Consider the following 12755-nt stretch of genomic DNA (forward strand, 5'->3'; position numbering starts at 1 on the left):
CACTCCGCCCTGCGCTCGTGTCAGACTGCCCCGGGGCCGCCCCGCTACCCCTTCTCGGCCGCCGCGACGTTGGTCTTCACGGCAAGGAAGCTGTCCGGCGTCACCGAGATCGTGTCGATGCCGTATTCGACCAGCAGCCGGGCGAATTCGGGGTCGTTCGACGGCGCCTGGCCGCAGAGCCCGACCTTGGCGCCGACCTTGTGCGCCTTCTCGATCACCGTCTTGATCATCCACTGCACCGCCGGGTCGCGTTCCTGGAACAGCCCGGCCAGCGCCTCGCTGTCGCGGTCGACGCCCAGGGTCAGCTGGGTCAGGTCGTTCGAGCCGATCGAGAAGCCGTCGAAGCGACGCGCGAATTCCTCGGCCAGGATCACGTTCGACGGGATCTCGCACATGACATAGACCTGCAGCCCGTTCTCGCCGCGCTTCAGCCCGGCCTCCTCCATCACCGCCAGCACCTTGTCGGCCTCGTCCGGGCTGCGGCAGAAGGGGATCATGACGATGGTGTTGGTGAAGCCCATCTCCTCGCGCATGCGCTTGATCGCCTTGCATTCCAGCGCGAAGCCGTCCTTGTAGGCGTCGGAATAGTAGCGCGAGGCGCCGCGGAAGCCGATCATCGGGTTTTCCTCGCTGGGCTCGAACTGGCGCCCGCCCAGAAGCTCGGCATATTCGTTGGTCTTGAAGTCGCTCATCCGCACGATCACCGGGTTCGGGTAATGCACGGCGGCGATCCGGCCCAGGCCGCGGGCCAGGGTGTCGACGAAATACTCCGGCTTGTCGGCATAGCCGGCGGTCAGCGCCTCGATCTCGGCCCGGGCGCCGGCGTCGGTGAGCTGGTCGAAGCGGGTCAGGGCCAGCGGGTGGACCTTGATCGCGTTGTTGACGACGAATTCCATCCGCGCCAGCCCGACGCCGTCGGTCGGCAGCCGCCACCAGCGGTCGGCCGCCGCCGGGTTGGCCATGTTGAGCATGACCCGGGTTCTGGTCGCGGGCACCTGGTCGAGCGAGATCTCCTCGACCTCGAAGTCGCCGATGCCTTCCTGCACCTGGCCCTCGTCGCCCTCGGCGCAGTTGACCGTCACCTCCTGCTCGTCATGCAGCACATGGGTGGCGTTGCCGGTGCCGACGATGGCGGGCAGGCCGAGCTCGCGGCTGACGATGGCGGCGTGGCTGGTGCGGCCGCCATGGTCGGTGATCACCGCCTTGGCGCGCTTCATGATCGGCACCCAGTCCGGGTCGGTGGTCGAGGTGACGAGGATCGAGCCGTCGACGAACCGCTCGATGTCGCGGGCGTTCTCGATCAGGCAGACCCGGCCGGTGGCGATGGCGTTGCCGACGCTGAGCCCCGACAGGATCACCGGCCCGCCCTTGTTGAGACGGTAGCTCTTCATCGCGCCGGTCTCGGCACGCGACTGCACCGTCTCGGGCCGGGCCTGGACGATGTAGAGCTCGCCGGTGAGGCCGTCGCGGGCCCATTCCATGTCCATCGGCTGGCCGTAATGGTCCTCGATCGTCACCGCCATCCGGGCCAGCGCGAGGATCTCGTCATTGTTCAGAACGAAGGCGGCGCGCTCGGCCTTCGAGGTCGGCACGTTGCGGGTCTCGGCCTCGCCTTCGCCGCCGTAGATCATCTTCTTCTCCTTGGCGCCGAGGCTCTTCTCGACGATCGGCACAAGGTCGGGACTGTCGAGGAACGGCTTGTAGACCTCGTATTCGTCCGGCGTCACCGCGCCCTGGACGACGTTCTCGCCCAGTCCCCAGGCGGCGTTGATCAGCACCACCTTGTCGAAGCCCGATTCGGTGTCGATCGAGAACATCACCCCCGAACCGCCGATGTCGGACCGCACCATCTGCTGGACGCCGACCGACAGCGCCACCTTCTGGTGGTCGAAACCCTTGAGCTTGCGGTAGGTGATCGCGCGGTCGGTGTAGAGCGAGGCGAAGCAGCGTTTGCAGGCCTCGATCACGGCATCGGCGCCCTGGACGTTGAGGAAGGTCTCCTGCTGGCCGGCGAAGCTGGCATCGGGCAGGTCCTCGGCGGTGGCCGAGGAGCGCACGGCGACCGAGGGCGCCTCGCTGCCCGCACGGCGGCCGAGCTCGTCATAGGCGGCGCGGATGTCGGCCTCGATCTCGGCCGGCCAGTCGCCGGCGACGATCATCGCCCGGATCGTCCGCCCGGCCTCCTGCAGCGTGATCTTGCCCGCGTCGAGCCGGTCGAGCACCTCGCCCATGCGGTTGAACAGGGCGTTTTCGGCGATGAAGGCGCGGAAGGCGTCGGCGGTGGTGGCAAAGCCGGCCGGCACCTTGATGCCCCTGGCGTCCAGCGTCGCCACCATCTCGCCCAGCGAGGCGTTCTTGCCGCCGACGATGCTGACATCGCCGCGTTTCAGATTCTCGAACCAGATCACGTTGTCCGACATGGGGAACTCTCCTGTACCGCGTATCTCGTGCGGCGCAGGCTAGCGGGGCGCCGGGCCCCCCGCCTTGATCGGTGTCATGCCGGGGACGGGCTCAGCCGATCAGCAGATGCCCGGCCAGCCCCGTCGTGTCGGTCAGCCCGTCGAGGGTGATCACCGTGCCGTCGGCAAGATCGAAGACCACGCCATCGGCGGTGACCGAGGCATAGGTTCCGATCACCGTTGCCGCGTCGGTCTCGCCGCCGGTGAGCACGGTGTCGAACTCGAGCATGTCGGCACTGGTGTCGAAATCGGTGATATGGTCGCTGCCGGCGCCGCCGGCGAAGACGAAATGGTCGATCCCGGCACCGCCGGTCAGCATGTCGTTCCCCGCGCCGCCGTTCAGGCGGTCGTTGCCGGCGCCGCCGTCCAGCGTGTCGGCCCCGGCCTGGCCGAACAGCCGGTCATAGCCGTTGCGGCCGTAGATCAGGTCGTCATTGGCCTGGCCGTAGAAGGCATCCGCGCCGGCGCCGCCCTGGATGGTGTCGTTGCCGCCGCCGGCCCAGACCGTGTCCTGCCCGAGCACGCCGCCCTGGGCGTTGTCCTGATAGATGTCGTCGCCAAGGCCCATATGGGCCAGGTCGCGGCCGCGGCCGCCATTGACCTCGTCGTTGCCGGCGCCGGAATCGAGCGTGTCGGCGCCGTTCTCGCCGAACAGCCGGTCAAAGCCGTTGCGGCCGTAGATCAGGTCGTTGCCGAGCTGGCCGTGGAAGGTGTCGGCACCGGCGCCGCCCTGGATGGTGTCGTTGCCGGAACCGGCCTGGACCGTGTCCTGTCCCGGGACGCCGCCCTGGCCGTTGTCCTGGAACAGGTCGTTGCCGTCCCCCAGGAAGACCCGGTCGCGGCCGTCGCCGCCGATGACCGTGTCGTTGCCGGCGCCGGCGCTGAGGACGTCGGCCCCGGCGCCGCCGAACAGGTGGTTGGCGCCGGCATTGCCGGTCAGGTGGTTGACTGCCCCGTTGCCGGTCAGGTCGGCGTCGACGACTCCCAGCAGGCCGGCATCGGCGATGCCGTCGATCAGCGTCAGATTGCCCGAGCTCAACAGGTGGTCGCCGTCGACGAGGTCGAGCTTGACGTTGCCGGCGCTCAGGTCGACCTCGACGCTGGCCGAGAGCCCGCCGGCGGTGATGTCGACCGTCACCGCCGCGCCGGCGGTCAGTCCCAGCGCGTAGCCACCCGCGGCAAGCGTGCCGGCGCCGTGGCCCTGGGCGCTGAACTGCACGCCCGAGACGGCCTCTCCGACCGAGTAGAAAGCGTTGTGGTCGGTATCGTTATAGGCGACGCCGGTGAGGAAGTGATCCGAGCCGGAGAGGCCGAAATCCTCGGTCAGCATCGAGGCGTTCCAGGTGGTGCCCTGATCGGTGAATTCGCCGAAGGCCTGGCCGACGCCGACCTCGCGGAAATCGGCGTTGAGAATGTTCTCGCGGTGGTGGGAGNAGGTGGTGCCCTGATCGGTGAATTCGCCGAAGGCCTGGCCGACGCCGACCTCGCGGAAATCGGCGTTGAGAATGTTCTCGCGGTGGTGGGAGCTGAGGAACAGGCCCTCGTGATGGGTCAGGATCGCGGCGGTCGGGTCGACCGTGCCGCTGGTGCCGGAAAAGGCGATGTTCTCGCCATAGGCCCAGCTGCCGGTGAAGGTGTAACCGGCGGCGATCATCCGGTCCTGCGGGGTGCTGCCGCCATCGCCGGTATGGCTGAAGGTGTCGGCGGCCAGCATCCACTCCGAATGGGCATCGGCCGCGGCGTTGATCAGCGCGTTCGGCGCCAGCGCCTGCATCGGCTTGCCGTCCAGCGTGCCGGCCGGAAGATCCTGGTTGAGGTCGATATTGTAGCGCGCGGCTTCGCCCAGCGGGTCGAGACGGGCCCGGTTGAGCAATTCGATGAGAAGCTGTTCCTGTGCGGTGATCGCGGCGGGCATGGTTTACCTGCTGAGTGGTTTCCGGCTTGGAACCCGATTAAACACGAAACTGTGACCGGGGTGGGGCGGCCGATCGTCATCATTTTGCCGCGCGCGGATCCTTGCCGATTGCGGGGCGGCGACTCGGTGGCTGTTCGCTCAATCCTGCCCGAAGTCGCCCCGGCCGGCGCGGTTTCAGTGAAAGTCCCGGCTGGGGAAAAGCTTCTTCGCCTGCTCGCGCGGGTGGCGTGCCCGCGCGGCAGTCCGGGCGGTGGCGGGGACGCCGTCGGCGGCCGGGACGGTCTGGCCGACGGCGTCGTCATCGGGATGGCCGAGCAGGGCAAGGCGGGGCGAGAGGTCCTCGACCCGGTCGGCGATCAGGTGGATCACCGCGCCCTCGCGTTCCAGCCGGCCGGTGACGCGCAGCAGCCGGCCGCCGATCACGGCGCGGCGGAAGCGTTCGTAGACCCGGGGCCAGACGACGACGTTGCTGACCCCGGTCTCGTCCTCGAGGGTGAGGAAGATGACACCCGAGGCGGTGCCGGGGCGCTGGCGGGTGATGACCAGGCCGCAGACCGACACGTGACGTGCGAGCCGGGGCGGCGCGGCGGCCAGCCCGGCATGGGGCGTCAGGCCGGGGATATGCGGCCGCAGCAGCTCCATCGGGTGGGCCCGCAGGCTGAGCCGCAGGGCGAGGTAATCCTCGACCACCTCCTGGCCGAGATGCATCGCCGGCAGGGTGACGGCGGGCTCGTCGATGCGCTCGCCCTCGATCGGGTCGGAGAACAGCGGCAGCGGCCGCGGCGCCCGCAGCGCCCGCACCCGCCACAGCGCGTTGCGCCGGCCCAGCCCCATATCGGCGAAGGCATCGGCCTCGGCCAGCTTTTCCAGCGCCGAGGGCGCGAGGCCGGCGCGGTGCCACAGGCTTTCGGGATCGGGATAGCCGTTGCCGCGCGCCGCCACGATCCAGTCGGCATCCTCCGCGCGGAAGCCCTTGATCTGGCGGAAGCCGAGCCGCAGCGCCAGCGCCCCGTCGGCGCGGCGCTCCAGCCTGTTGTCCCAGGCGCTGGCATTGACGCAGACGGCCCGCACCTCGACCCCGTGCTCGCGCAGGTCGCGGACGATCTGGGCCGGGGCGTAGAAGCCCATCGGCTGGGAATTGAGCAGGGCGCAGGCGAAGATCGCCGGGTGGTGGCGTTTCAGGTAGGCCGAGACATAGGCCAGCATGGCGAAGGCGGCGGCGTGGCTTTCGGGAAAGCCGTAATCGGCGAAGCCCTCGATCTGGGAAAAGCAGCGTTCGGCGAAGTCCGGTTCGTAACCGTTCTTCAGCATTCCGGCGATGAAGCGGTCGCGGAACGTCCCGATCGTGCCCATGCGCCGGAACGAGGCGAGCGAGCGGCGCAGCCGGTCGGCCTCTTCGGCCGAGAACCCGGCGGCGACCACGGCGATCTGCATCGCCTGCTCCTGGAACAGCGGCACGCCCAGCGTCTTGCCCAGTACCCCCTCGAGTTCCGGCGAGGGGAAGCTGACCGCCTCCTTGCCCTGGCGGCGCTTGACGTAAGGCTGCACCATGCCGCCCTGGATCGGGCCGGGGCGGACGATGGCGACCTCGATGACGAGGTCGTAGAAGGTGCGCGGCCGCATCCGCGGCAGGAAGTTCATCTGCGCCCGGCTCTCGACCTGGAAGACCCCGACCGCGTCGGCGGCGCAGAGCATGTCGTAGGTGGGGCCGTCCTCCTGCTCGATGCTGGCGAGGCTCGGGCGCTGGCCCTCGAGCCGCTCCATCAGGTCGAAGGCCTTGCGCAGGCAGGTCAGCATGCCGAGGCCGAGGATGTCGACCTTGAGGATGCCCAGCGTGTCGATATCGTCCTTGTCCCATTCGATGACGGTGCGGTCCTCCATCGCCGCGTTCTCGATCGGGCAGAGCTCGTCCAGCCGGCCATGGGTGATGACGAAGCCGCCGACATGCTGCGACAGGTGGCGGGGGAAGCCGATGATCTCGCCGATCAGGCGGATGGTCTGGGCCAGCCGCCGGTCGCCGGGATCGAGCCCCAGCTCGCGCACCCGCTCGGGCTCGGCGCCGCCGTTGGAATAGCCCCAGATCTGGCCCGAGAGGCCGGCGGTGACATCCTGGCTCAGCCCCATCACCTTGCCGACCTCGCGGATCGCCGCACGAGAGCGGAAATGGATCACCGTGGCGCAGAGCCCGGCCCGTTCGCGGCCGTATTTGGCATAGATGTGCTGGATCACCTCCTCGCGCCGCTCATGCTCGAAATCGACGTCGATATCGGGCGGCTCGCCACGGTGTTTCGAGACGAAGCGTTCGAAGACCATGGTGATCTGGTCGGGGCTGACATCGGTGATGCCGAGCGCCCAGCACAGGATCGAGTTGGCCGCCGAGCCGCGGCCCTGGCACAGGATGCCCTGCGCCCGGGCGTATTGGACGATGTCGTGGACGGTGAGGAAATAGGCGGCGAAGCCGAGCTCGCTCACCAGCCGCAGTTCCTTGTCGGCCAGCGCCCGGTAGCGTTCGGGGATGCCGCTCGGGCAGCGCCGCGCCAGCCCGGCGCGGGCCAGCCGCTCCAGCCGGGCCTGCGGCGGCTCTCCATCGGCGACCTCGTCGGGATATTCGTAGCTCAGTTCCGACAGGCAGAAGCCGCAGCGGGCGGCGATGTCCAGCGTCCGGCGCAGGGCGGCGGGATGGGCGCGGAACAGCCGCGCCATGTCCGCCGCCCCTTTCAGCCGGCGCTCGGCATTGGGCAGGGCGCGGGTGCCGATCTCGTCGATGGTGCAGCCCTCGCGCAGGCAGGTCAGCACGTCGGCCAGCTGGCGCCGGCTGGCGCGGTGCATCAGCACGTCGCCCACCGCCACCATTGGCGTCGCCAGCCGGTGGGCCAGCCGCGCCAGCCGGTCGATCCGCGCCGCGTCGCGCCCGTCATAGCGCGGCGCGGCGCCGAGGAAGACCCGGCCGGGAAACTGGGCGGCGGCGCGGCGGATCGCGGCTTGGCTGGCGGCGCTCTCGTCGCCGTCCGGCGGCAGGGCGATCAGGATCAGCCCGGCGCCGCCGGCCAGCAGGTCGGCAAGCTCGAGATGGCAGTCACCCTTGCCGGCCCGGCGCTTGCCCAGCGTCAGCAGCCGCGACAGCCGGTGATAGGCGGCGCGATCGGTGGGCAGGGCAGCGAACGCGACCGCGGTGTCGCGCAGCACCAGCCTTGCGCCGACGATCAGGCGCGGCAGCCGGGGCGCCCGGGGGCGGGCGATCGGCTGCGGCTGGCCGACTTCGCGCCGGGCACTGGGATCGGTGCGGTGCTGCGAGCGGATCTCGATGTCTTCCTCGGCCGCGCGTTTCAGCTCGTTGAGCGCGGCATAGGCCCGGACGACGCCGGCCAGCGAGTTGCGGTCGGTGATGGCGATGGCGGCGAGGCCGAGCTCGGCGGCGCGGGCGACCAGCTCCTCGGGATGCGAGGCACCGGTGAGGAAGGTGAAGTTCGAGGTCACGCAGAGCTCGGCGTAATCCGGCGGCAGGTCGGGGGCGCTCATGCGAATTCCCCCTGCACGAACCAGCCCGGCTGCTGCGGCGTGTAGAACAGCCATAGCCGCCGGCCCTGCCGCGTCTCGACCCGCCAGTAATCGCGCAGGCCGGAACGCCAGCCGTCATCCTCGAGCCACCATTCCGGCGCGATCCGTTCCGGCCCGGTCGCCCGCGCCGTGGTCAGCGCCATCCGGCGCCAGCGGAACCGTTCCGGCGGGCGCGGGCCTTGGGCCAGGATCGGCTCGGGCGCGAACAGCCGCAAGGGGCGCGGGCGCGGCACCGTCCAGGGGCCGGCGGGGGTGCTGTAGGCGGCGGGGGCGACGGTGAAGCCGCGCTCGGGGATATGGCTGTCGGCGGGCAGGAAGCGGGTGATGTTCTCCAGCCCGACCCGGTTGCCCAGCCGGGTGATCAGATCGTCGAGCCGGTCGTCGCGTGCCCCGTCGCGGGCTGCGGTCCACTGGCCGGTCTGGCGCGGGGCGAGGGTCTCCACCTGCACCGCTTCGAGCCGCAGCCGGTCGAGGCCGAAGCCGGCGTCGAGCTCCTCGACGCCGCGGGCGAAGAGCGGCAGCAGCCGGGCCGGATCGCGCATCGGCCGGGCGAGGCGCAGCTCGACCTGCCGCTCGCCGCGGTCGACCCGGCGCAGGGTCAGCCGCAGCACCCGGGCGCCCAGCCCGCGCTCCTCCAACCCGCGGCAGAGCGGCGGCAGCAGCCGCTCGATCCCGGCCATGACGTCGCGGCTCAGCCCGATCGGCTCGGCCAGCGTCATCTGGGCGGCGTGGCGCGGCGGCTCGGGCAGGGGCGAAATTTGTTCGGCGACGGTCCCCAGCGCCTGGTCGAGACGCAGCAGCACCGCCGGGCCGAAGCGCCGGGTGACGGTGGCGCGGGGCAGGGCGGCAAGCTCGGCGATACTGGCGATGCCCAGCCGCTCCAGCACGCCGCAGGTATTGGCGTCGAGCCGCAGCGCCGAGACCGGCAGCGGCCCGAGCGCCCGCGCCGTCTCGCCCGGCGGGGCGATGCCGCCGCCCGTATGCGCCAGCGCCCAGGCCGCGCCGCGGCTATCGGCCAGCCCGGCCCGCACCGCCAGCCCGGCCCGGCCCAGCCGGGCGCGGAGATCGGCCAGCAGCGCCGCCTCGCCGCCGACCAGGTGCGCCGAGCCGGTGATATCGAGCACCAGCCCGTCGCCGCCGTCGAGCCCGACCCAGGGGCAGTAGCGCCCGGCCCAGCGGGCCAGCAGGCGCAGGAAGCGGGCCTCGGCCGGCGGATCGGCGGGGGCCGAGCGCAGCCCGGGACAGAGGGTGCGGGCATCGGCCAGCCCCATGCCGCGGCCCAGCCCGGCGGCCTCGGCCGCGGCGTTGAGGCAATGGATGCGCTCGGTGTTGCCCACCCGCAGGCTCAGTGCGAAGGGGCCCGGCGGCGGCTTACGGCGCAGCGCCCGGTCGCTCGCCAGGCTTGGAAACCACAATGACACGACCCGCTTCGCCATCCCAGCGCACCCTCCACGCGCCCAGTGTTCCTGATTTGTTCTTTTTAAGCGTCCAGTCCTGCAGAGTCGAGTCCGCCCCCTCCGGCTCGGCAGTGGGATCGGCGGCGGGATCGAAGACGGGATCGAAGACGGGGGCGCAGTGCCAGCGGGTCTCGGCGGCATTGCTGCCGGCGCCCTCGGCGATCAGGCACAGCCCCAGGCTGCGCCCGGCCTCGGCGGCCAGTTGCAGCCGCCTTCCCTCGGTCAGGCCGAGGGGACGGGAAAGCTCGGCCACCACGGTGTCCACGGCGCCCGAGCGCAGCGCCTCCTCCATCGCCGCCAGCATCTCGGTCTGATCGGCGGCATGGACGACGATCAGCCGGTCGGGATCGCAGAACGGCGCCAGCCCCTGCGGGTTCAGCGCCTCGCCGCGCCAGTCCTCGACCAGCCACAGCGCCGCCTGGCCCATGCCGCAGAGGATGGCGGCGAAGGCCGGGGCGCCGGGCCCGGTGGCTTCATGGCTGCGGCCGCGGCGCGGCGGGAAGACGGACGAGAAGGACATGCCTTATGTTTTCGCGAGCCGGGGAAGGGTGCAAGGGGGCAGAAGGGGAAGCGGTGTCGCCCCGAACTCCTCATGCGACAATCGAACGAAGCACCGGGCCCGGAAACAAGGCGCTTTGCGCCGCCGGGCCAGCGCCCGTCCGCCCCCCCCCGGGCGGGCGCTTTCTTGCGGTTGGATACCCGCTCGGAACGCCGCCGTGGCGGAGCTATGAAGTGACGACCTAAGCCGTTGCAGCGCCCACCCGCGGACGGGCGCAGGCCCTCCGTTGCGTCGGGTGTTCGGGAGGGGCCCTGTTCCGAACGCTTTTCTCAGCAGATCCTCGGCAGTTGCTCGCCCACCAGCATGTCGACGATCCGGCTGCCGCCGAACAGGGTCCGCATCGTCACCATGCCGGGATGGGCGGCGACCGCCCGGCCGACCGCCACCGCGCCGCGGCCGGCTTCCGTCGCCCGCATCGCCGCCAGCGCCGCCTCGGCCTGATCCGCGGGCACGAACAGCACCAAGGTGCCCTCGTTGGCCAGGTAGAGCGGGTCGAGCCCGAGGATCTCGCACATCCCCTTGACCTCGTCGCGCAGCGGCAGCGCCTCCTCGTCGATCTCGATGCCGACCCCGGCCGCCTCGGCCATCTCGTTCAAGGCCGAGGCCAGCCCGCCGCGGGTCGCATCGCGCGCCGCCCGCACCCCCGGCGCGGCGGCGATCACCGCCTCCATCAGCGCCGACAGCGACTGGCAGTCCGATTCGAGGTCGGCCGACAGGGCCAGGTCGCCGCGCGCCGCCAGGATCGCCGCGCCATGGTCGCCCAGCACGCCGTTGACGATGGCCACGTCGCCGGGCCGGATATGCACGGCGCCCAGTTCGCGCCCGGGCGGGATCACGCCGACGCCCGAGGTGGTGACGAAGACCTTGTCGGCCGAGCCGCGCCCGACCACCTTGGTGTCGCCGGTGACGATCCGGACCCCGGCCACCGCCGCCTCGGCCGCCATCGAGGCGACGATGCGGCGCAGCAGCGCCAGCTCGCAGCCCTCCTCGATGATGAAGGCGGCCGACAGCCACAGTGGCCGCGCCCCGCCCACCGCGAGGTCGTTGACCGTGCCGCAAACCGCGATCTTGCCGATATCGCCGCCCGGGAACTCCACCGGCGTGACGACGAAACTGTCGGTGGTGAAGGCCAGTTTCGCCCCCGGCTCGGCCAGCGCCGCCGCCTGCAGCCGGGCCTGATCCTCCATGCCGGGCGGCTCGAAGACTTCGGTGAACACGCTCTCGATCAGATCGCGCATCGCCTTGCCGCCGCCGCCATGGGCCAGCGTCACGTGACTGTCGCGCAAGCCCTTCCGCCCACTCATCCCTGCCTCTTCTTCTTTGTCAAAAATACTCCGGGGGAGTCGCCTCTGGCGACGGGGGCAGCGCCCCCTATTCCGCCGCCGTCCGCGCCCCGCCGTATTGCCAATAGGCGGCGCAGGCCCCTTCCGACGACACCATCAGCGCCCCAAGCGGCGTCTCCGGCGTGCAGCCGCTGCCGAATTGCGGGCATTGGGTCGGCTTGATCTTGCCGGTCATCACCGCGCCGCAGGCGCAGCCCTCGGGCTCCTCGACATGACGCGGCCCGGCAGCGTAGCCGATGCCGAATTTCTCCTCGGCGTCATAGGCGGCGTATTTCGCCCGGATCCGCAGCCCCGAGGCGTCGATCTCGCCCAGCCCGCGCCACTCGAAAGAGGGCCGCCGCTCGTAGACATCGGCGATGGCGGCGAGGCTGACCGGATTGCCATGTTCGGGCACGACGCGGGCGTACTGGTTCTCGACCTCGGCCCGGCCCTCGGCGATCTGGCGCAGCACCATCAGAACCGATTGCAGCAGGTCGAGCGGCTCGAACCCGGCCACCGCGATCGGCTTGTGATAGTCGCGGGCGATGAAGTCGTAGGGATGCGTGCCGATCACCATCGAGACATGGCCCGGCCCGATGAAGCCGTCGAGCCGCATGTCGGGATCGTCGAGCAGCGCCTTGATCGGCTCGGGCACGGTGATGTGGTTGCAGAAGACGCTGAAATTCCCCAGCCCCTCGCGCGCCGCCTGCTGGATCGACAGCGCGGTCGAGGGCGTCGTGGTCTCGAAGCCGAGGCCGAAGAACACCACCTCGCGCGCGGGATTGCGGCGCGCCAGTTCGAGCGCGTCGAGCGGCGAATAGACCATGCGGATATCGGCGCCTTCGGCCTTGGCCTGCAGCAGCGACTTCCGCGTCCCCGGCACCCGCATCGCGTCGCCGAAGGTGGTGAAGATCACTTCCGGCCGCTCGGCCAGCGCGACGCATTCGTCGACCCGGCTCATCGGTAGCACGCAGACCGGGCAGCCGGGGCCGTGGATGAACTCGACCCCCTCGTGGACCAGCTTGTCGAGCCCGTAGCGGAAGATCGCATGGGTGTGGCCGCCGCAGATCTCCATGATATGCAGCGGTTTTTCCCCGGTCGCGCCGATCTCGTCGGCGGCGCGGGCAATGGCCGCCAGCACCGCCTTGGCCGCCTTCGGGTCACGGAATTCCGAGGCGTATTTCATGCCGGCCTCCCGGGGGCGTCGAGCGCCTTCTGGCCCTCGGCCATCGCTTCCAGCGCCTCCTGCGCCTCGCCCAGTTCGCGCAGGGCGTCGAGCGTCTTGGCGGCCTCGTCGGCGTCGATCCGGCTCATGGCGAAGCCGACATGGATCAGCGCCCATTCCCCGATCAGCCCCTCGAGCGGCCCCTCGGCGATGCAGGCGACATTGACCTCGCGGCGGACGCCGGACACCTCGGCCAGCGCCAGCAGCCGCGTCTCGTCGGTGATCGCGACGATCTGGCCGGGAATGCCCAGACACATGGC

Annotated in this window: 8 protein-coding genes; all 8 read right to left on the minus strand. The window is 70.7% G+C overall.

The window, feature by feature from the left end; genetic code table 11:
• Positions 1-44: 44 nt before the first annotated feature.
• Complete coding sequence (gene ppsA / locus ACFOES_RS16040; protein WP_377834365.1) at positions 45-2420, minus strand: phosphoenolpyruvate synthase; 2376 nt, start codon at positions 2418-2420, stop codon at positions 45-47.
• 91 nt (positions 2421-2511) lie between these two features.
• A complete protein-coding gene (locus ACFOES_RS16045) occupies positions 2512-4374 on the minus strand; it encodes a CAP domain-containing protein (RefSeq protein WP_377834367.1) in 1863 nt (620 codons plus the stop codon).
• Between the two features lie 174 nt (positions 4375-4548).
• Complete coding sequence (locus tag ACFOES_RS16050) at positions 4549-7893, minus strand: error-prone DNA polymerase (RefSeq protein ID WP_377834369.1); 3345 nt, start codon at positions 7891-7893, stop codon at positions 4549-4551.
• The gene (locus ACFOES_RS16055) at positions 7890-9368 is read right to left on the minus strand and encodes a Y-family DNA polymerase (protein WP_377834371.1); all 1479 of its coding nucleotides are present in this window, start codon (positions 9366-9368) and stop codon (positions 7890-7892) included. Before ACFOES_RS16055 ends, ACFOES_RS16050 begins: the two co-directional genes overlap by 4 nt.
• Positions 9304-9909: an ImuA family protein gene (locus ACFOES_RS16060; RefSeq protein ID WP_377834373.1), complete on the minus strand. Its 606-nt coding sequence runs from the start codon at positions 9907-9909 to the stop codon at positions 9304-9306. The genes ACFOES_RS16055 and ACFOES_RS16060 overlap by 65 nt, the downstream gene beginning before the upstream one ends.
• 308 nt (positions 9910-10217) lie before the next feature.
• Positions 10218-11252 carry a hydrogenase expression/formation protein HypE gene (gene hypE / locus ACFOES_RS16065; RefSeq protein ID WP_377834375.1) on the minus strand — a complete coding sequence of 345 codons (1035 nt, stop codon included), beginning with the start codon at positions 11250-11252 and terminating at the stop codon, positions 10218-10220.
• 67 nt (positions 11253-11319) lie between these two features.
• Positions 11320-12456, minus strand: coding sequence for a hydrogenase formation protein HypD (hypD, locus tag ACFOES_RS16070; protein WP_377834377.1), 1137 nt, complete (start codon positions 12454-12456; stop codon positions 11320-11322).
• Positions 12453-12752 carry a HypC/HybG/HupF family hydrogenase formation chaperone gene (locus ACFOES_RS16075; RefSeq protein ID WP_377834379.1) on the minus strand — a complete coding sequence of 100 codons (300 nt, stop codon included), beginning with the start codon at positions 12750-12752 and terminating at the stop codon, positions 12453-12455. The genes hypD and ACFOES_RS16075 overlap by 4 nt, the downstream gene beginning before the upstream one ends.
• Positions 12753-12755: the final 3 nt, after the last annotated feature.

It is taken from the genome of Acidimangrovimonas pyrenivorans, assembly GCF_042643245.1.
Lineage (GTDB): Bacteria > Pseudomonadota > Alphaproteobacteria > Rhodobacterales > Rhodobacteraceae > Acidimangrovimonas > Acidimangrovimonas pyrenivorans.